This is a genomic window from [Clostridium] ammoniilyticum, assembly GCF_025566905.1.
GTDB lineage: Bacteria > Bacillota_I > Bacilli_A > Erysipelotrichales > Coprobacillaceae > Faecalibacillus > Faecalibacillus intestinalis.
In genome coordinates this window covers 62219-84007 of record NZ_JAOQJR010000006.1, presented here as the reverse complement: position 1 = coordinate 84007, position 21789 = coordinate 62219, and the positions used below count along the sequence as shown (strand labels likewise).

The following is a 21789-nucleotide window of genomic DNA, read 5'->3' as shown; positions in this document are numbered from 1 at the left end:
CCATCACAACATATTTATGATTTCCAGCCTTGAGATTATTCTTGAGTTGGTCTAGATTCTCTTCTTTGAGCTGGTCTACCAGCTTTATTTCTTGGCCCTCTTCTGTTGTTGTTTTCTACAGAAGATACAGCATCATTCATAGTAACTTCTTTTTCATCTTCATCTTTAACATAAGCAACAGTTAATGGTTCACTTTTAGCTTCACAAATTGCATCTGCCATAGCAGCAACAATTAATTTAACAGCTCTAATAGCATCATCATTTGCTGGGATTACATAATCAACTTCATCAGGATCACAGTTAGTATCAACAATACCAAATACAGGGATTCCTAAGATTCTTGCTTCTGCAACAGCGTTGTGTTCAGCTTTAGGATCTACAACGAATAAAGCACTTGGTAATCTTCTCATTTCTTTAATACCACCTAAGTTCTTTTCTAACTTAGCAGCTTCTTTTTTTAGTAAGATAACTTCTTTTTTAGGTAATAAATCGAAAGTACCATCTTTTTCCATTTTTTCTAATTCAACTAATCTTCTAATTCTTTTTTGGATTGTTTTGAAGTTAGTTAAAGTTCCACCTAACCAACGTGAGTTAACATAGAAACTTCCAGAACGGATTGCTTCTTCTTTAACAGCTTCTTGAGCTTGTTTTTTAGTTCCTACAAATAAAACTTTTCCACCTTTTTCGGCAATTTCATTCATTGCTTTATAAGCTTCATCGATTTTTTTAGATGATTTTTGTAAATCAATAATGTAAATTCCGTTTCTTGATGTAAAAATGTATGGAGCCATTTTAGGATTCCATCTTTTTGTTTGATGTCCGAAATGAACACCTACTTCTAATAATTTTTTCATTGAAATTACTGACATGTGTAATTTCCTCCTTTTCGTTTTTTTCCTCCATTATTTCAAACATTTACCACCATTAGGCACTAGATAAATGAATTCATAATGTGTGTATTTTTTAATACCTGAAACATAATAGCATAAGATTTAAAACAAAACAACCCTTTTTTATGCTTTATTTCGAGGATGTGCTTTTAAATAAACATTTTTCAAATGTTCTTTTGTAACATGGGTATAAATTTGTGTTGTCGAAAGGTTTTCATGACCCAATAATTCCTGTACAGTTCTTATATCTGCTCCCGCATTCAATAAATGTGTGGCAAAGGAATGTCTGAAAGTATGTGGATGTATTTTCTTGGTTGCATCATATTCTCTTCCAATACGCTTTACAATATCCTGTATTCCTCTATTGGTCATTTGTTCTCCTCTTTTATTAACAAAAACATATGGATGATCTTCTGAATTTACAAGTTTTCCCCTTACTTCTTCTATATATTTTAATAACCATTCACTAGCAAATTCATGGAAAGGAACATAACGGTCTTTGTTCCCTTTACCATGAATCAATAAAACTCGATTGTGAAAATCTATACAATCCAAGGTTAAATTTACTACTTCAGAACATCTTAACCCAGAAGCATACATGATTTCTAGCATCGCTTTATTACGAATTCCTAAATCATCTTGTGTATCAATACCATCCAATAAATCCATCATTTCTTCAGGAAACAAAAAATCAGGATTACGCTTTGCGGTTTTAATATTTTCAACAAGAATCATTGGATTATTTTCAGCCAATTCTTCTTTTACTAGATATTTATAAAATGATCGTAAACAACTGATTCGATTATTAATTGAACTCTTTGACAATTTTTTTTCATTTAAATAAGTTAAATATCCTCTTATATTTGTATACTTGACATCGTTAAAGTGAGAAATACTTTCACTTTTTAAAAAACCAATAAATTCATTTAAACTTCGTTGATAAGATTCAACTGTATTGATTGAGTAATGTTTTTGAAATTGAAGATATTTTATAAATTCTTCTTTATCTTGATTATAACTCATTGATAAATTGATCCATTACTTCTATTGCTCTGTTAGCATAAGCTTCTTTTCTTAGTTTCTTTTTAACGCGTACAGGTAAATCTGGTAGAATTCCAAAATTAGCTTTCATTGGTTGGAAATTACTTTCATCACAATGCGTAATATAATATGCAAGTGCCCCCATGATTGTTTCTTGTGGAAAAATAACAGGTTCTTGTTTATTTAAATAACGAACCATGTTCATTCCGGCAACGATTCCACTTTGAGCTGATTCAACATATCCTTCAACTCCTGTCATTTGTCCAGCAAAATAAATTCCAGAATGATTTTTTAAACTGTAATCTTGATTTAAAAATTTTGGAGAACAAATAAACGAATTTCGATGCATGACACCGTATCTTACAAATGTTGCATTTTCTAATCCCGGAATTAAATGAATAATTCTTCTTTGTTCAGGCCATGTAAGATGTGTTTGAAAACCAACAATATTATATAAACTAGCTTGTACGTTATCTTGTCTTAACTGTACGACTGCATATGGTTTTGTACCATCAGGTTTTGTTAACCCAACCGGTTTCATAGGCCCAAACAATAAAGTTTGTTTTCCTCTTCTTGCCATTTCTTCAAAAGGCATACATCCTTCAAAAAATTTTTCTTCAAAATCTTTTGGTTTAACAACCTCTGCTTTCATTAATTCATCATAAAATACATTAAATTGCTCCTCATTCATTGGACAATTTATATATTCATTTTCTCCTTTGTCATATCTTGATTTATAATAAGCAATATTAAAATCAATACTATCTTTTTCAACAATTGGAGCCGCCGCATCAAAAAAATAAAAATATTCTTCTCCTAATAATTCTTTGATTTTCGTAGACAAAGCATCACTTGTTAAAGGTCCACTTGCAATAATTGTTGGTGCTTGGGGAATTTCTGTAACTTCTTCATGAATCACTTCGATATTTGGATGATTTGTTATAAACTCAGTAACATCCGCAGAAAACTTTTCACGATCCACTGCAAGTGCTCCACCAGCAGGAACACTATTTTTTCTAGCAAATCGAATAATAACACTATCTAGTTTTTCCATTTCATTTTTTAATACACCTACGGCATTATTGAAATTATCTCCTCTTAACGAATTAGAACAAACAAGTTCAGCAAATGATGATGTATGATGTGCCGGTGTCATTTTAACAGGTCTCATTTCATATAACTTTACTTTAATATTATTTTTTGCTAATTGATAAGCCGCCTCAACTCCAGCAAGACCAGCTCCAATTACATTGACTATTTTTTCACTTTCCATATTTTCTCCTTTTTAAAAAAGTAGAACAAATGTTCTACTTAATAATTGTTTTACATTTTGGATAATTTGAACAAGCTTTAAATTCTCCCCAACGTCCCTTTTTAATAACCACTGGAGAACCACAGTTAGGACAAACTTCATCTGTCATAACAGGTTCTGATTTCTTTTTAGAATTCTTAATATATTTACATTGTGGGTAATTTGAACATGCTTCAAATTTACCATATCTTCCGGTTTTAAAAACCATTGGGCTTCCACACTTAGGACAGTTTTCTCCTGTAAATTCAGGTTCAACTTTTTCCTTTTTGATATATTTACATTCAGGATAATTTTCACAAGCTATAAATTTACCATAACGCCCATGTCTTTCAACAAGATCATGTCCACATTCAGGACATTTCTCTCCTGTTTTTTTAGGTGAAATGACTTCCATTTTTTCATTTGCTTCATCCAATAAAGGTTGGAATTTTTTAATAAATGTATCTATAGCATCAAAATAATCATCTTGTCCTTCTGCAATATCATCTAGTTCTTTTTCCATTTGTGCAGTATATTCGACATTAATAATATCATTAAAAAATTGTGTTAGTCGATCACTTGTTAAAATTCCACTTTCAGTAGGTTTGAATGTTTTATCAACAAGTTCCACATACCCTCTAGTTTGAATCGTATCAATAATCATCGCATAAGTACTTGGTCTACCAATTCCAAGTTCTTCCATTTCTTTAATTAGTTTTGCTTCACTATAACGAGCAGGTGGTTTTGTAAAATGTTGTGTTTTTTCAATATTTTGACTTTCTAAAATTTCTTGTTCAGTTAATTCAGGTAAAATTTCATCTTTTTGTTTTTCATATGGGCTATATAAACGTAAATAACCATCAAATTTTAATACTGAACCACTTGCGTTAAAATAATAGTTATTATTTTCTAATACTACACTTGTTGCATCAAAACGAGATGGTGCCATTAATGACGCTAATGCTCTGGCATAAATTAAAGAATACAATTTAAATTCATCCGCACTTAAATATTCTTTAACAGACTCAGGTGTACGCATTGCACTTGTTGGACGAATTCCTTCGTGAGCATCTTGTACATTTTCTTTCTTTTTACTTACTTTTACTTTTCCAACATAATTTTGACCATATTTTTCTTTAATATATTCTGTAGCACTTTCTACAAATAAATCTGACAATCTTGTCGAATCTGTACGCATATAAGTAATAAGCCCTACTGTTTCATCTTCTAAAGCAATTCCTTCATATAGCTTTTGAGCAATCATCATTGTCTTTCTTGCTTTAAAGCCTAATTTAGAAGACGCTTCTTGTTGTAATGTTGAAGTAATAAATGGTGGTTTTGATTCTCTTTTCTTACTTGATTTTTTTACACTATCAATAACAAATTCTTTAGAAAGTGCATTAAAGATTTCCAAAGCTTCTTGTTCATTTGAAATTTTTAACTTCTTTGTTCCTTTTTTATTAAGTTCACCTGTAAATTCAATTTCATCTTTTTCAAATTGTGCTTTGATTTTCCAGTATTCTTCTGGAACAAAGGCTTCGATTTCACGTTCTTTTTCAACAATTAATCTTAAAGCAACCGATTGAACTCGACCAGCTGATTTAGATTTAATTTTTCTTTGTAATAATTTAGATAATTTAAATCCAATAATTCTATCCAATACTCTTCTTGTTTCTTGAGATTTTACAAGATTTTGATCAATTTTACGAGGATGATTCAATGCATCAACAACTGCATCTTTTGTTACCTCATTAAAAACAATACGATTATCATCATCCATATCTAAACCTAAAACATCTGCTAAATGCCATGAAATTGCTTCCCCTTCACGGTCAGGGTCGGTAGCAAGATAAACTGTTTTTGCCTCTTTAACAGCTGCTTTCAATTCCTTAACGACATCTTTTTTATCCTTAGAAATAACATATTTTGGCTTATAATGATCTTCTTGATCAATCCCTAGCCCTTCTTTACCAGATGTTGATAAATCTCTAATATGCCCTTTAGAAGAAGTAACATGATATTCCTTCCCTAAATAATTTTCTATTGTTTTTGATTTAGAAGGAGATTCCACAATGACTAATTTATCATACATAATATAACCCCCTTATCGCAAAAACTATTATTATTGTTTTTTTTCACTTTGTCAACTCCATTTCATTAATCTTCAATAATATCATTTACAGTCAATACTAACTTGGCCCCTTGTTGAATCAATAAATTACACCCCATTGGATCCCCAATTCTTGATGGAATACAATAGATATCTTTTCCTTGATCTAATGCATATCCTACAGTAATCATTGTTCCTGAACGTTTTTCAGCTTCTGTAACAACTACAGATTCACTTAAGCCAGCAATTAACCGATTCCTACTTGGAAAATCCTTAGCCTGTGGTACATAATCACCTGGTTTTTCACTAATAATAAGATGATTACTTTTTAATTGAGCATATAAATCTTGATTTCTTTTTGGATAACAATAATTAATTCCACTTCCCAATACTGCAACTGTTTTCCCTTTGTTTTTTAATGCACTTCTATGAGCGAGAGTATCAATTCCTAATGCCATACCACTTACAATCGTATATTCATTTTTTACTAAATCACATACAATTTTATCCGTAATATTTGATCCATATTCACTAGGAACACGTTTACCAATAACACCTATGCATTTACCATTTAAAATATTCAAATTTCCATGATAAAACAATACAAATGGTGGATAAGATATTTCTTTTAAAGCATCTGGATAATCACTTGAAATAATCGTTGTATATTTTGAATTTACTTTAGCAACTGCTTCCCTCCTTTCTTCTTGAGAAACTTTTTCTTTTGCTTGCAATGCTTTTAAAATACTTTGAAAATCACCTTGATACTTCAAAGCAAAAAATAGTAAGATTTCTTCCATATTTATCACCTCACTATTTATATAGACATTTAATTTTGTTTTTTCTTCTTTTTTTATAAAAAAAGAACTAAATATCTAAATTTAAAGATATTTGTTCTTTCATTACTTCTTGTACTGGCTTAAAAGATTTCCTATGAATAGGGCATGGACCATATTTTCTAAGTGCCTCTTTATGTGCCTTGGTTACATAGCCCTTATGTTTTTCAAAACCATATTGTGGATATTTTTTTGCATAATCTATCATCAAATGATCTCTTGTTACCTTAGCTAATATACTTGCTGCTGCAATAGACATAGAAAGGGTATCTCCTTTAATAATAGATAAATGTTCAATATCATGTAAAGGCATCGCATCTGTTAAAGCAAACATTTTTTCTCTCTTTAAAATTTGACAACATTTTTCCATTCCTTTTTGACTTGCGCTATATACATTTAATTGATCAACATCTTCAACAGAAATAACTTCAATGTGATAGGCTAATGCATTTTCTATAATTATTTGATACATCGCCTCTCTTTTTTTTGCTGTTAATTGTTTTGAATCAAAAATACGTTCATCATAAAATCCTTTAGGAAAAATGACTCCTGCAACAACTAATTCGCCAGCCATTGGTCCTCTTCCAGCTTCATCAAGACCAATAATATAATCATAACCTAAATCATAATATCTATTTTCATATTCTAATAAATTACTCATTTGGAAGCTCCCATGTTATTTTTGTAATAACACCATCAAATAAATCAGTAAAAAACATATCCATGACACGCTCATAATCAGTAATCCCTCTTACTGGTTTTATTTTTTTATTAAATGCGATATCATCATAACATTTTTCAACCCAATCACTTTGTAAATCAACAGCTATTTGATAACGATTTTCTAAAGTTCCAGGGTAATTTTTAACTAAATATTCAACTGCATAAATAAATAAATCTTCCCTTGGTAATATTTGCTGTTTAATAGAGCCAATAAGAGCAATATTTCTAGCAATATCCTCACTTTCGAATTTAGGCCATAAAACACCCGGTGTATCAAATAATTCAAAATCTTTATCTACCTTAATAATTTGCTGAGCTTTCGTTACACCTGGTTTATTCCCCGTAACAGTTGCTTTTCTTTTTGCTAAGCGATTGATGAAAGTAGATTTTCCAACATTAGGAATACCTAAAACCATTGCTCGCATTGCACGAGGTTTTAATCCCTTCTTTGCTTCTCGTGCCATTTTATCTTTCAAAATTTCTTTGCAAACTTGTATGATCTTTTTATATTCATTAAATTGCTTAAGATTAACACTTATAGCATAATAACCTTTACTTTTGTAAAAATCTATCCATTTTTGTGTTAGTTTATCATCTGCCAAATCTTCTTTTGTCATTACAATTAATCTTGGCTTATTGTTAACAACACTATTAAATAATGGATTTTTACTTGAATATGGAGCTCTAGCATCCACCAATTCAACAACAATATCTATTAATTTTATTTTATCAGCGATTTCTCTTTTTGCCTTAGCCATATGGCCAGGAAACCATTGTATTTGTGCCATATTAGTTCATTCCTTTCATATGATTAAAAGGAAATAGTATAATTCCTTTTTTTGATAAAACATCTTCAATTTTAAAACATCCTAATTCTCTTGAATCAAGTGAATTTACTCTATTATCACCTAAAACGAAAATTTCATTTTCACCAACTGAAATTTCAAAATCATCAGTAAAATAAGAAATATTATATCGACTCTTTACATCTTTTATATGTGATTTATTAAGATAATTTTCTTTAATATACTTTCCATTAACATACAAACAATCATTTTTGTAAACAATTTTTTCTCCAGGTAACCCTATAACTCTTTTAATAATTACATTGTCTAATTGTTTACAGTCTATTGTGACAATATCAAATCTTTTAATTTGTTTTGAATTCAAATCAAGCCGAGACATAAAGGCAAGATCTCCGTCATGTAATGTTGGATACATTGAAGAACCATCAACTTTGACCGGCATAATTATGCCTTTAAAAACAAAAACAATTGCTAAACAAACAACAATAAATTCTAATATTGCCATCATTGTTTTTTTACTATATTTCATAGACATCACCTATCTTTATCTTATAGACGTGTTCTATTATACAACAATTAATGGTAGAAAAAAAGAAATGGTTACCCATTTCTTATTTTCTAATTTCTTTGATTCTAGCAGCTTTACCAGATAAACCACGTAAGTAATTTAATTTAGCTCTACGTACTTTACCAACTTTAGCAACTTCGATTCTATCGATGATTGGTGAATGAACTGGGAAAGTTCTTTCTACACCAACTTGGTAAGAAATTTTTCTAACTGTGAAAGTTTCAGCAATTCCTTTACCTTGTCTTGCGATACAAACCCCTTCAAATAATTGGATACGGTATTTATTACCTTCTTTAATTTTTACATAAACTTTTAAAGTGTCTCCAGCTTTGAAAACAGGGATATCAGATTTTAATTGTTTTTTAGTAATTTGTTCTACTAATGTTAAATTCATCTTTCTTCTCCTTTTCATTTATAGTCTTGTATGTTCATTCGATTAACCAGCGGAACATATGCAGTCACATTGACCTATGCTATTATAACATCGTTCGAAAAAATATCAACTCTTTTTTTTAATTTTTGTCAACATATTTGCCGATTCTTCATCAAATTCATAATTTTCTAATAAATCTGGTCTCTTTAAATAGGTTTTCTTTAGAGATTGGTATTTTCTCCATTTACGAATATTTTCATGATGACCAGAGACCAATACGTCAGGCACTCTATTTCCATCATATTCTATTGGTCTTGTATATTGTGGGTATTCTAATAATCCATCTGCAAATGAATCATCTTCATGGCTTTCTTGACGAATAGCTCCTTCAAGTAATCTTATTACCGCATCACAAGTAACCATACTTCCTAGTTCACCACCAGTTAGTACATAATCACCAATAGACAATTCTAAATCAACATAATCACGAATTCTTTCATCAAATCCTTCATAATGCCCACAAATAATAATAAGATGCTTTTCTAATGAAAGCTTTTGTGCTACTTGATGCTTTAAAGTAATCCCTTGAGGAGACATTAAAATAACAAGTGAATCATCCGTTGTTAATGTTTTTAAGCAATCAATGATTGGCTGACACATCAACACCATTCCCTGTCCTCCTCCATAAGGATAATCATCTACATGTTTATGCTTATCTTGAGTGAATTCTCTAAAATTATGAATCTTAATATCAACAACTTCTTTATCTATAGCTCTTTTGATAATTGAGGTATTTAAAAAGCCTTCAAACATTTCTGGAAATAGTGATAAAATATCAATCTTCATCATACATTCCCTTAATCAAATGAACAAATATTTTTTTATTTTCAATATCTTCATTTTCAATAAATGCATCAACATATGGAATAGCAATCTTTTTATTTGCTGTTTGTACAGTTAAAACATCATGTGCACCATTAAAATAAACAGATTCTACTTTTCCAATTTCTTGATCATTATTAATGATCTGACAACCAATTAAATCATCGTAAAAATATTCATCATCATCTAATTCAACATCTTCTTTTAAACCATAAACATTATAACCAACATATTTTTCTACTAGATTAATATCTTGTAATCCCTCAAAACTGATTAAATAATTTCCTTTATGAACTCTTACAGTTTTGATGATAAAAGGGTCTACAATTTCATTTAAGTAAAGCTTATGTCCCACAACAAATCTTTGATCATTGAAATCACTAAAAGAACGTATTTTAAGTTCTCCTTTAAGTGCATGCGTTCCAACAATTTTTCCAATTTTTAATTTTTCCATATAACCTCCAAAAAAAATAGATGTGTAAAACACATCTATTCATATGATTCGAATTTAATATCTAATTTTTTATCAGAAAGACGTCCTGCAACAGACATTAATTGACGAATAGAATTAGCCATAACACCTTTACGACCGATTAATTTTGCAATATCATTTTTTGCTGAATAAACATGTAAAACAACAACATTCTCATCTAAAGAAGGCATTTGTCTTACTTCTAAATGTTCTTTATCCTCAACTAATTCAATCGCTATATCTTTTAGTGTTTTTACATAATCCATAATTATTTACCTTGTTTTGAATCAGCAAATTTTTTCATGATACCTTGTTTAGATAATAAGTTTCTAACTGTATCAGATGGTTGAGCACCATTGTTTAACCATTTTAAGATTTCTTCTTCTTTTAAGTTAACTTGAGCTGGATTAGTACATGGATTATATGTACCTAATAATTCAATAAATCTACCATCTCTTGGTGATCTTGAATCAGCTGCTACGATTCTATAGAAAGGTCTTTTTTTAGCACCCATTCTTGTCATTCTTAATTTTACTGCCATTTATATTTCCTCCTTGTTTTCTTATTGCTTGTATAATTTAACATAGATAGGAACAGGTGTCAAGCAAAAATGCTTGACACCTTTCATTATTTTTTCTTTTTCTTTTTATGACGTACTTTTTTACGATTTGGACCACCTACAAAGTGACCTCCTCCCATTTTTGGAAGTCCTGTTGCCATATCCATATTTGACATTTGTTTCATCATTTGTTTAGATTGTTCAAATTGTTTTAATAATCTATTAATAGCTGCTAAATCTTTACCACATCCTTTAGCAATACGTTGTTTTCTAGATAATGTAATAATACTTGGATCACGACGTTCTTCTAAAGTCATAGAATAAATAATAGACTCTGTTTCTTTCATTCTCTTATCTGTTGTTTCATCGTTTAAATTAGGCATAGATGGCATACCAGGAATCATTTTCAAAATTCCTGAAAGTGGACCTAACTTCTTTAATTGATGCATTTGATCAAGCATATCATCCAATCCAAAACGTCCAGATTGCATTTTTTTCATAGCTTTCATTGTTTCTTTTTCATCATAGACATCTTGAACTTTTTCAACTAAAGAGACTACATCACCCATTCCTAAGATACGATCTGCCATACGATCTGGGTAGAATAAATCAATAGCATCTAATTTTTCACCTGTACCAATAAATTTAATTGGAACATGCGTAATATGTCTAATAGAAAGTGCTCCCCCACCACGAGAATCACCATCTAATTTAGTAAGCACAGCTCCTGTAATACTTAATTTTTCATTAAATGAAGCAGCTACATTGACAATATCTTGACCTGTCAATGAATCTACAACAAGTAAAATTTCATCAGGTTTTGCAATTTCTTTAACATTTGCTAGTTCTTGCATTAAAGGTTCATCAATGTGCAAACGTCCTGCCGTATCAATAATAATAACATCATTATTATTTAAAGCCGCATAATTCATAGCACCTTTAACAATATTTTCAGCACTTTCAGATGTTCCTTTTTCATAAACAGGCACATCTAATTGCTTTCCTAATGTTACCAATTGATCAACGGCTGCTGGACGATAAATATCTCCTGCAACCAATAATGGTTTTTTAGCATATTTTGTCTTAATTAATTTAGCAATCTTCCCAGAAGTTGTTGTTTTCCCAGAACCTTGTAACCCTACCATCATAATAACTGTTGGTTTTTTACTAAAATCAACTTCTGAAACCTCATCACCTAATAAATGTACTAATTCATCATGTACAATTTTAACTAAAACTTGTCCAGGTTTTAATGAACCTACGACATCTGCACCAATTGCTTTTTCTTTTGTTGATGCAATGAACTCTTTTACAACTTGATAGTTGACATCAGCTTCAAGTAAAGCAAGTCGAATTTCTGTCAACATCTCTTCCATATTACTTTCAGTCAACTGACCTTGTCCAGATACCTTTTTTAAAGTTGACTGCAATCTTTCAGATAACGAATCAAACGCCATATATACCTCCTATAAATCTCTTAACATTTGTAAATGTTCATCAATATTTTTATGTTCTTCTTTTATACCTTTTTCTAAATCATCTATAATTTCAAGTCTTTTTTGATGTTTTTCTAATAAATTTAATTTTTCTTCATAATTTTCTAAATGTAAACAAGCTTTTTTTAAATTGTCAAAAACTGCATTTTTAGAAACATTTTTAATCAAAGATATCTCTGACAAAGACAAATCCTCATGATAATACAAATCTAAATACTCTCTTTGTTTTTCAGTTAATAAATCTTCATATAAATCCATCAAAAGATTTACTCTTTGCTTTTTTTCTAAACTATTTTCCATTATGCTTCCTCAACTAACCCTTTACATAATCCATAAATATATTGTTCTAAGTCAAATTCTTGTAAATCATCAACTTGTTCACCTAAACCAATAAATTTTACAGGAATATTTAATTGATCTTTAATAGATAAAACAATTCCACCTTTAGCAGTACCATCCATTTTTGTAAGAACAATCCCTGTAATATCAGTAATCTTAGAAAATTCAATAGCTTGTGAAACACCATTTTGTCCTGTTGTTGCATCTACAACAAGAAGTGTTTCATGTGGTCCTTCAGGAACAACACGCTTAATAATACGATTCATTTTTTCCAATTCGTTCATTAAATTCACTTTATTTTGTAAACGACCTGCTGTATCACAAATTAAAACATCCGCTCCTGTTTCTTTAGCTTTATTTAAAGCATCAAAAACAACGGCCGAAGGATCTCCTCCTTCTTTTCCTTTAACGATATCCACACCAACTCTTTCTGCCCAAACTGCCAACTGATCAATTGCTCCTGCTCTAAATGTATCACCCGCAGCAACAACGACTTTTTTACCTTCATCATGAACAATACGATGAGCAAGTTTCCCAATCGTTGTTGTTTTTCCAGCACCATTGACACCAACCATTAAAATAACAGTTAACCCTTCTGCTGCGTAATTGATTTTAGTTGACATAACACTTTCATTAGCATAAATAACGAACATTTTATCAACAATAATATCATTAATTTCTCTTGGATCAGTTATATTTCTGATTCTTACTTCTGTTTTAATTTCAGATACAATCTTCATGACCATCGAAACACCAACATCAGCCATAATTAAAATATTTTCTAATTCTTCAAAATACTCATCATTGATTTCTCTAAATCGGGCAGCTAATTCATTAATACGATCTGAAAATGTTTCAGAAGATTTATCTAAACCAACAACATATTTTTCATTTTGCTTAGTTGACTTTCCAACTAATTTTTCTTTTATTTGTGTAAAAAATCCCATCTAAATACCTCCCTTACGATTTTCATTAGAAAAATCTATTGCCTCTTCAAGTTTGACACTTACAAGTTTTGTAACACCTTTTTGTTGCATCGTCGCACCATATAACAAATCACATTCTTCCATCGTTCCCTCACGATGTGTTACTACAATAAATTGTGTTTGTTTAGAAAATTCTCTTAAGAATTTTGCAAATCTTTCAACATTAGCCATATCCAATGCTGCTTCAACTTCATCTAAGATACACATTGGCACAGGTCTTACTTTTAAAATAGCAAATAAACACGAAATTGCAATCAACGCTTTTTCTCCACCAGAAAATAATGTAATATTCGACACAGCTTTTCCTGGTGGTTGTACATCTATATCAATTCCCGTTTCTAAAATATTATCTGGATCAGTATATTTGATTTGTGCTCTTCCCCCACCAAATAATTCTCTAAAAACATTATTAAATTCTTTATTGATCTTTTCAAATGTTGTTGAAAATTTCTCAATCATAATTTGATCCATTTCATCAATTGCCTGTACTATTTTATCCTGAGCTTGTATTAAGTCAAGTCGTTGACTATTCATATTTTCGTAACGCGATGAAACTTCTTTATATTCTTCGATAGCATCAATATTAACATGACCAAGTGCTACTATTTCATTTCTAAGTGTAGCAACCTCTCCTCTAGCAAATTCAATATCTACTTCATCATGATAATTTTCACTTGCATACTCATAAGTCATGGAATATTCATTAGATAATCGACTTAAATAATTATTTAATGATCCTTCATATTTAGTAGATAAAATAGCTTTTTCATTAATTTGTCCTTGAATGTCTTTAAGCATCTTTCTTAAATCTTTCAATTTTGATTCTAATTGCTCATTTTCATTAACATAGGACATTCTTAATTCTCTTTTTGATTTTATTTTTTCTGTTAATTCATCTCGATGCTTGATGGCTTCATTTAATTGTAAAACAAGTTGATTATCAATTTTACCACTTTTAAACTCATCCAATTCAACGCTTTGATGCGATAAACTTTCATATTCACCTTTAGCAACTACAAGTTCTTCCTTTTTTCCTTGAACAACAACTTCTAACTTAGCATATGACATTTGTTTTTGTAGAAGTGTATGTGCCAATTCTTTAGCATCGTTTTCAAGTTTAAGTAATTCATTCTTTTCACGTACAAGTTTTTGTTCTAATTCATCCAATTTTTCTTTAACTTTTTCTAGTTCTCTTTTTTGAAGAATGGATGATTGTTGACGATTAACTGTTCCACCTGTAAGTGAACCTCCAACATTGACAATATTTCCATCCAAAGTAACAACTTTATATCGAGCATATGTTGCCTTTGATATTTCATAAGCATGATCAATATCATCAGCTAAAATAACATTTCCCAATTGATTCAAAATAACATTATCTATATTTTTAGAACTTGAAACAAAATCACTTAATACACCTAAATAACCTTCTAAAGCTGGACATAAAATAGCATGTTCTTCTCTTAAAGAACGTGGTTCCATATCCGCTAAAGGTAAAAAAGTAGCACGTCCTGCCTTATTATCTTTTAAAAACTTAATTGCTAATCTAGCTTGTAAATTATCTTTCGTAACAATAAATTGCGAAGCACTTCCTAAAGCAACAGAAACCGCTAAATCATACTTCGAATCATTTTCTAGTAAATCTCCAAAAACACCAATAATATCCGGATTATCATGAGCAAGTTCCATAATAGCCTTGACACCATGATGATAATTGGATTTATTTTCTACTAAATCCACTAATATTTCTTGTCTATTTTTATTTTTCGTAATTTCTTGATTAAGATCATTAATAGATTGATGTTTATGATTGATTTTGGATGTTAAAACCGTTTGTTCTTGAGATAAATCTTCAAGAGATTTTTCTGTTGTTTTTAATCGTTCAACACGGTCATTATATTCTTCAATCAAATCCGTCAAAATAGCTTTTAAATTATCTAATTTCTTCTTTATATCATCACTGTTTTGAGACTGTAAAGCATGTTTTCTTTTTTGATCAACCTCTATTTTACTTGTTTCTAGTCTTGAAACTTCAGACATCGATTCTAATAATTGACTTTGTAGAGAGTTTATTTCATTATCTAAAACAAACATTTTCTTTTTTATCTCATCATCAGCACTTTCTTTCAATAAAATTTCTGCATCTAATGAACTGTGTCGTTCATTAAGGTCTTTTAATTGTAAAGATAGCGTATCTAGTTGATGTTTTAATTTCGAAACTTCATGAACAAGTACATTTACTTCGATTGAAGTAAGTTTTTCCTTCAACGTTAAAAATACTTCTGCTTTTTCTTTTTGTTTTTTTAATGGTGCTATTTGTTTTTCTAATTCATAAACAATATCTTTTATACGATTTAAATTATCCGTTGTTCTCTCTAATTTTCTAATAGCCTCAATTTTTCTTTTTTTATATTTAGAAACTCCTGCAGCTTCTTCAAAAATAACTCGTCTTTCTTCAGGACGACTATCAGCAAAATTAGAAATATTTCCTTGAGAAATAATAGAAAGCGAATCTCTTCCAAGTCCCGTATCTAAAAGCAGATCTGTAATATCTTTTAAACGACATTGTTGCCGATTTAAAAGATATTCAGCCTCATTTCCTTGTCGATAAAGACGTCTAGTAATTTCAACTTCATTATAGTCATAATTGAGCATATGATCACTATTATCAAATATTAAAGTAACTTCAGCTAAATTTTGTGCCCGACGATCTTGAGAACCAGCAAAAATAACATCTGCCATATTACTTCCACGTAAAGATTTTACAGATTGCTCACCTAATACCCATCTAACTGCATCCGAAATATTAGATTTTCCACATCCATTAGGCCCTACAATTCCTGTTATTCCCGGCTGAAATTCTATATTAACTTTATCTGCAAATGATTTAAATCCATGTAATTCTATTTTTTTTAAATACATAGATGCTCCTTTCTAGCCTATTTGAAAACTATTTTACCATTTTCAAACGATTCAATAATCGCAAGCGATTCTACTCTATAACCTAAATCAACTAATTTTTGATGTCCCTTTTGAAATCCTTTTTCAATAATAATACCGCATCCAACAATATGTGCTTTTGCTTGATTACACATATCGACTAATCCAAGCATTGCATTTCCATCAGCTAAGAAATCATCTACAAGTATCACATTTTCATTTTCATTTAAATATTTCTTTTTAACGCAAGCAATATATCTTGTTCCTTTAGTATATGAATATACTTCACTTGTATATAAATCATCATTAACTGTTTTAGATGTTCCTTTTTTAGCAAAAACAACAGGAATATCATTTAATTCATAGCTAAGTGCTAATCCCAGTGCAATTCCTGATGCTTCAATTGTTAAAATCTTATCGATTTTTTTCCCCGCAAATCTTCTTTTAATTTCTTTAGCAATTGATCTATAAGTTTTTGGATCAATTTGATGATTAATAAAACTATCTACTTTTAAAATATCTGGTTCAATAATTTCTCCATCACTTAAAATCTTTTCTTTTAATTCTAACATACTAATCCCCTTACCTTTTCAATCTTTCAATTAATTTTTGTTTTTCAATTGGCAGTCTTACAATAAAATTTGTACCCACATCTACTTGAGATAAAATATCTATCTTCCCATGATGTAAATCAACAATAGATTTTACAATTGCCAAGCCGAGTCCATTTCCTTCAACGTTTCTTGCTTTATCTTCTCTATAAAATCTTTCAAAAATATGAGAAACGACTTCTTTAGACATTCCAATACCCGTGTCTTCTATAGAAATTTCTATATCTTTAGAATTTTTTTTCATCGTAATTGTAATGAGTCCACCTTCATTTGTATACTTTATAGCATTTGAAATAATATTGGTCCAAACTTGTTCTAAACGTTGTTCGTCTCCTTCTATAAATATTTCTTTTTTAGGCATCTCAAAGACAATTTCTATATTTTTTTCCATTGCTTGATTTTCTTGAGTAGAAATAACTCGATTCATTTGTTCAACTAATGAATAATTTGTTAACTCTAATTCAATCTCTTCTCTATCAAGCAAGGTCAATTGTAACATATTTTTTGCTAGAGAAGATAATCTTTTACTATTATATAAAATAATATTCGCATATTTTACTCTTTGTTCTTTTGGCAAGTCTTCTTCTTTTAAAATATTGGCAAATCCTTGAATAGACGTCAATGGTGTTTGAAATTCATGAGAAATATCTGAAATAAACTTTTGCCTTGTTTCATCTTGTTTTGCAAGTTGCCTCGCCATTTGATTAAATCCTTGATTTAATTTAGAAATTTCATCTTGTCCAACATTATCAACACGAACATTGTAATTCCCATTGCTCAGTTCTTTGATTGCATTTGTTAAACGTGTTAAAGGTTTAACAATAATATCGGCAATTACTAAAAAGACAATGCTTCCTGTTAAAAAAACACACCCCAAAATCAAAATTGCTGAATTAGCAATTGCACTTTTTTGACCACTGGTATCTTTTTGAACATAGATATAATACTCTTGCCCATTGATCATATTCTTTGTACCATACGCTAGCACTTCATTATGATGCTTAAAGGAAAGCTCATTGTTTGTACTTTTAAACATTGCCATCATCTGTTCAGGTGTTGGATTATATTTTTTGTTTCCATAAGCAACATAGCCTTCACTGCTTGAATAACATGTTATGGCCATTTCACTACTTTTTGCATATAAATCAATAATATCATCCCTATTTTCAATATTAATATTTGAAATCACTTTAGAAACATAATCATTTGTTGTAATCAAATCTTCTTCTACTGTGGATTCAATTTGTTGGTCATTTAATCTTAGAGATACAAAACCTGCTACTGAAAAGGAAGCTACGATTGTAATAAAAAAGCCAAAAATCAATTTTGAATAAATAGATTTCATCTACTCTACCTCAACTTTGTATCCTAATCCTCTAACTGTTACAACATTAAAACCTGGTAAATGCCCGATATTTTCTCTAATTCTTTTAATATGGACATCTACTGTACGATCAAACCCATCGTAATCCATACCCCAAATCTTTTCAATCAACTGTTCCCTTGAAAAAATTTGGTTAGGATGTTTAGCAAGTTCAAATAATAATTCAAATTGTTTTAGTGGCAAATGAATACATTCATCTTTATATCTGATTTCATATTTATCCCCATCCAATTCAACTTCATTTAAACGTACAATATGCGATGTATTAATATCATATCTTTTCATAATTGCTTTAACTCTAGCCATTAATTCATTAGGATCAAAAGGTTTAACAACATAGTCATCAACCCCTGAAGAAAAGCCACGTAACTTATCCTTGCTTTCCCCCTTGGCAGTAAGCATAATACAAGGAACATCTTTAAATTCTTTCATACTTTCAACAAGTTCAAAGCCATCCATTTTAGGCATCATGACATCGATAATTCCTAAATCAATATATTCATTTTCAAAAATGGTCAATGCTTCTTCACCATTGGCCGCTTCAATCACTTCATAGCCTTCTTTATTTAAATAAAATTTAAGCAACTCTCTAATATCTTGTTCATCATCAACAACTAAAATCCTTGGTTTCATCTTATACACCTCAATTCAATTCAAAATTATATCATAAAACAATAAAATAATACAATCTACTAGGATTTACTTTCTAAGAAGTTTGTCGATAAAGATACACAAAAAAAATATTTATTGTATAATATATCAGGATTAAAGGAGATGTAAAAATGATATTAGAAAAAATAGACCAAGATTTATTAGCTTTAGCTAAACAATCAGATAATGATTTAAAAGACATTTATGCCCAAGTAGATGAACTTTGCCTTGTTAATTCAAATAAAGCTTTATCTGCTTTTATAGAAAATCAAGTTTCTTATAGTGATTTTACCGATATTAATGGTTATGGTAACTATGATGAAGGAAGAGATAAACTAGAAAGAATTTTTGCTTCTATTTTAGGATGTGAAGATGCTTTAGTAAGACCTCAAATCATGTCAGGAACAAATGCATTATATTTAACTCTTTCTGCTTTGTTAAAACATGGTGATACCATGATTTCTATAAGTGGTGAACCTTATGATTCTTTACAAGAAATGATTGGTATAAGCGGTGATTCAAATCAATCATTAAAAGCCTATGGTGTAAATTACGAACAAATCGATTTAATTGATAATGAATTTGATGAAGAAAGTATTGTTGAAAGACTCCAACAAAAAAATGTAAAACTTGTTGAAATTCAACGTTCTCGTGGATATAGTCAACGTTTATCACTTACAATCGATAAAATAGAATCAATTATTCATAAAATTAGAGAAGTTAATCAAGAAGTCATCATTATGGTTGATAACTGTTATGGTGAACTTGTAGAAACAAAAGAACCTGGAGATATTGGCGCTGACATTGTTGTAGGATCATTAATGAAAAACTTAGGTGGTGGAATTGCTCCAACAGGTGGTTATGTTGCCGGTAAAAAAGATTTAGTTTACGAAGTCGCACAAAGACTTACTGCCCCTGGTATTGGTAAAGACTTAGGCGCTAACTTTAATCTTAACAATGCTTTCTTTAAAGGTGTGTTCATGGCTCCTAATGCTGTAAAAAATGCTTTAAAAACAGCTATTTTTACTTCATACATGTTAGAAAAATTAGGATATGAACATGTATCACCACGTTATAACGAAAAAAGAACAGACCTTATCCAAACATTAGATTTACATAGTAAGGAAAAATTAGTGAATTTCACTCAAGGAATCCAATCATCAAGTCCAATTGATTCCTTTGTACGTGTTCTTCCTGCCCCAATGCCTGGTTATCCTTTTGATGAAGTTATGGCTAGTGGAAGTTTTACTCAAGGAAGTACTATTGAATTAAGTGCGGATGCCCCTGTAAAAGAACCTTATACTTTATATATGCAAGGTGGTTTATCAATCGAATATGGTAAGCTTTCTATTTTACTTGCCTTAACGCAAATGAAAAACAAATAAAAAAAAGACTCAACTGTTGAATCAACAATTGAGTCTTTTTTACATACTTCCTATTTGTCCACCATCAATTCGAATAATCGAATTATTGATAAAATTAGCTTCATCACTAATCAAAAACTTCACTAAATAAGCCACTTCTTCAGGTTTGCCATAGCGTTTAACCATAATTTTTTCTTGTTCTTCTTTTAAAAATTCTTCATCATAGCCATCAAGTTCATTTTCTGTACCAATAAATCCTGGAGCAATACAATTTACATGAATATAGGGTCCAAACTCAAACGCCAAATTGTGTGTTAAAGAAATAAGCGCCGCTTTAGAAGCATCATAATCAATACACATAGGATAATATGTATTCATGCCATTTGTCGAGGAAATATTGATAATACGTCCATAGTCTTGTTTAAGCATATGTGCTGAAACACTTTTACTACAATTATAAGCCCCCACAACATTAACATCTAAAGTCTTTCTAAATTCATCCGCCGTTTTTAAATGAAACAAATTAGATAAATCAATTCCTGCATTATTGATTAAAATATCAACACCACCTAATCGTTCATCAATTTCTTGAATCATTTTTTTAACTTGATCTTCTTTAGAAACATCTGCTTTTAAAGCCAAACAACGTACATGATATTGTTGAATAATATGTTCTTTTAAACATTCTGCTTCTTGATTTGACGTTAAATAATTAATAACAATATCATATTGATTCTTCGCTAACTCTAAAGCAATGGCTCTACCAATACCTTTGGCCCCACCTGTAATTAATACAACTTTACCCATGATAAAAAAGAGCTTTATTAAGCTCTTCCTGCGTATTTTCCATCAGCTGAAAAAACAACGATTTTTTCACCTTGTTCAATAAATTGAGGAACCCTAAGAGTTAAACCTGTTTCAGTTTTAGCGTCTTTTGTTTGGTTAGATGGTGCCCCTTTGATAGCTGGATCTGTTTCTACAATAGTTAATTCTACTTTTTCAGAAACAGAAACGTTTAATAATAATCCTTCAAAGAATACTAAATAGACTTCAGTTCCTTCGACAATAAAGTATTTATTATAACCAACTTGTTCTTCAGATAATTCATATGTATCATATGTTTCCATATCCATGAAGTAGAAAGTATTGTCTGCTTCATAAGAAAATTGAGCTGCTTTTTTAGAAATATTAGCTTGATCAAATTTAGTTGAAGCATTGAAGTTCTTTTCTTGAATAGCTCCTGTTTTCAAGTTTCTCATTTTAGTTTTTAAAATAGCTGCTCCTTTACCAGGTTTAACATGTTGGAAATCCAACACTTGGCAAGGATCACCATCAATAATTAAAGTTAATCCTGTTCTAAAATCTCCTGCACTAATTGCCATACATTATCTCTCCTATTAATAATTTTTTACACATCCTATTGTAACAGTTTCAATCAACATTCTCAAGTACTCCTGAAAAACTCTT

The 21789-nt window shown here is 30.1% G+C and carries 23 protein-coding genes; 1 reads left to right on the top strand and 22 read right to left on the bottom strand.

Translation table 11 applies throughout. From position 1 onward, the window contains the following. Window positions 1-35 precede the first annotated feature (35 nt). From rpsB to OCV55_RS07220, 20 genes are all read right to left on the bottom strand, one after another. Window positions 36-869, bottom strand: a complete 834-nt coding sequence (gene rpsB / locus OCV55_RS07315) for a 30S ribosomal protein S2 (RefSeq protein WP_022001523.1) — start codon at window positions 867-869, stop codon at window positions 36-38. A gap of 144 nt (window positions 870-1013) precedes the next feature. Next, a complete protein-coding gene (xerC, locus tag OCV55_RS07310) occupies window positions 1014-1913 on the bottom strand; it encodes a tyrosine recombinase XerC (protein WP_147580244.1) in 900 nt (299 codons plus the stop codon). Then, complete coding sequence (gene trmFO, locus OCV55_RS07305; protein ID WP_032090096.1) at window positions 1903-3204, bottom strand: methylenetetrahydrofolate--tRNA-(uracil(54)-C(5))-methyltransferase (FADH(2)-oxidizing) TrmFO; 1302 nt, start codon at window positions 3202-3204, stop codon at window positions 1903-1905. Before trmFO ends, xerC begins: the two co-directional genes overlap by 11 nt. Window positions 3205-3238: 34 nt before the next feature. Next, window positions 3239-5314 (bottom strand): type I DNA topoisomerase, encoded by a 2076-nt coding sequence (topA, locus tag OCV55_RS07300; RefSeq protein ID WP_147580243.1) that lies wholly within the window; start codon window positions 5312-5314, stop codon window positions 3239-3241. 65 nt (window positions 5315-5379) lie between these two features. Further along, the gene (gene dprA / locus OCV55_RS07295; protein ID WP_147580242.1) at window positions 5380-6132 is read right to left on the bottom strand and encodes a DNA-processing protein DprA; all 753 of its coding nucleotides are present in this window, start codon (window positions 6130-6132) and stop codon (window positions 5380-5382) included. Window positions 6133-6199: 67 nt separating this feature from the next. Then, on the bottom strand, window positions 6200-6829 hold the full coding sequence (locus tag OCV55_RS07290) for a ribonuclease HII (RefSeq protein ID WP_117787865.1): 630 nt from the start codon (window positions 6827-6829) through the stop codon (window positions 6200-6202). Continuing rightward, complete coding sequence (gene ylqF / locus OCV55_RS07285) at window positions 6822-7679, bottom strand: ribosome biogenesis GTPase YlqF (protein WP_032090100.1); 858 nt, start codon at window positions 7677-7679, stop codon at window positions 6822-6824. The genes OCV55_RS07290 and ylqF overlap by 8 nt, the downstream gene beginning before the upstream one ends. A gap of 1 nt (window position 7680) precedes the next feature. Next, window positions 7681-8226, bottom strand: a complete 546-nt coding sequence (lepB, locus tag OCV55_RS07280) for a signal peptidase I (protein WP_227391646.1) — start codon at window positions 8224-8226, stop codon at window positions 7681-7683. Between the two features lie 82 nt (window positions 8227-8308). Then, complete coding sequence (gene rplS / locus OCV55_RS07275; RefSeq protein ID WP_022001515.1) at window positions 8309-8659, bottom strand: 50S ribosomal protein L19; 351 nt, start codon at window positions 8657-8659, stop codon at window positions 8309-8311. 105 nt (window positions 8660-8764) lie between these two features. Further along, window positions 8765-9484: a tRNA (guanosine(37)-N1)-methyltransferase TrmD gene (gene trmD / locus OCV55_RS07270; RefSeq protein WP_022001514.1), complete on the bottom strand. Its 720-nt coding sequence runs from the start codon at window positions 9482-9484 to the stop codon at window positions 8765-8767. Continuing rightward, the gene (rimM, locus tag OCV55_RS07265) at window positions 9474-9974 is read right to left on the bottom strand and encodes a ribosome maturation factor RimM (protein ID WP_147580241.1); all 501 of its coding nucleotides are present in this window, start codon (window positions 9972-9974) and stop codon (window positions 9474-9476) included. Before rimM ends, trmD begins: the two co-directional genes overlap by 11 nt. Before the next feature lie 35 nt (window positions 9975-10009). Next, window positions 10010-10258, bottom strand: coding sequence for a KH domain-containing protein (locus OCV55_RS07260; protein WP_022001512.1), 249 nt, complete (start codon window positions 10256-10258; stop codon window positions 10010-10012). 2 nt (window positions 10259-10260) lie between these two features. After that, window positions 10261-10533 (bottom strand): 30S ribosomal protein S16, encoded by a 273-nt coding sequence (gene rpsP / locus OCV55_RS07255; RefSeq protein ID WP_022001511.1) that lies wholly within the window; start codon window positions 10531-10533, stop codon window positions 10261-10263. 86 nt (window positions 10534-10619) lie between these two features. After that, window positions 10620-12008, bottom strand: coding sequence for a signal recognition particle protein (gene ffh / locus OCV55_RS07250; protein WP_032090102.1), 1389 nt, complete (start codon window positions 12006-12008; stop codon window positions 10620-10622). Window positions 12009-12017: 9 nt separating this feature from the next. Next, on the bottom strand, window positions 12018-12347 hold the full coding sequence (ylxM, locus tag OCV55_RS07245) for a YlxM family DNA-binding protein (protein ID WP_147580240.1): 330 nt from the start codon (window positions 12345-12347) through the stop codon (window positions 12018-12020). Then, complete coding sequence (gene ftsY, locus OCV55_RS07240) at window positions 12347-13333, bottom strand: signal recognition particle-docking protein FtsY (RefSeq protein ID WP_032090103.1); 987 nt, start codon at window positions 13331-13333, stop codon at window positions 12347-12349. Before ftsY ends, ylxM begins: the two co-directional genes overlap by 1 nt. Continuing rightward, window positions 13334-16294, bottom strand: coding sequence for a chromosome segregation protein SMC (locus OCV55_RS07235; RefSeq protein WP_147580239.1), 2961 nt, complete (start codon window positions 16292-16294; stop codon window positions 13334-13336). A gap of 17 nt (window positions 16295-16311) precedes the next feature. After that, a complete protein-coding gene (locus OCV55_RS07230; RefSeq protein ID WP_147580238.1) occupies window positions 16312-16884 on the bottom strand; it encodes a xanthine phosphoribosyltransferase in 573 nt (190 codons plus the stop codon). A gap of 10 nt (window positions 16885-16894) precedes the next feature. Beyond that, a complete protein-coding gene (locus OCV55_RS07225; RefSeq protein ID WP_032090106.1) occupies window positions 16895-18268 on the bottom strand; it encodes a HAMP domain-containing sensor histidine kinase in 1374 nt (457 codons plus the stop codon). Continuing rightward, a complete protein-coding gene (locus tag OCV55_RS07220) occupies window positions 18269-18940 on the bottom strand; it encodes a response regulator transcription factor (RefSeq protein ID WP_032090107.1) in 672 nt (223 codons plus the stop codon). It abuts the gene before it with no gap. Window positions 18941-19089: 149 nt separating this feature from the next. On the opposite strand from OCV55_RS07220, the gene OCV55_RS07215 reads away from it, so the two are divergent. Further along, a complete protein-coding gene (locus tag OCV55_RS07215; RefSeq protein ID WP_147580237.1) occupies window positions 19090-20343 on the top strand; it encodes a methionine gamma-lyase family protein in 1254 nt (417 codons plus the stop codon). A gap of 39 nt (window positions 20344-20382) precedes the next feature. On the opposite strand, the gene OCV55_RS07210 is transcribed toward OCV55_RS07215, so the two are convergent. Next, a complete protein-coding gene (locus OCV55_RS07210; protein ID WP_147580236.1) occupies window positions 20383-21129 on the bottom strand; it encodes an SDR family NAD(P)-dependent oxidoreductase in 747 nt (248 codons plus the stop codon). 17 nt (window positions 21130-21146) lie between these two features. Further along, window positions 21147-21704: an elongation factor P gene (efp, locus tag OCV55_RS07205; protein ID WP_022001501.1), complete on the bottom strand. Its 558-nt coding sequence runs from the start codon at window positions 21702-21704 to the stop codon at window positions 21147-21149. Window positions 21705-21789 lie beyond the last annotated feature (85 nt).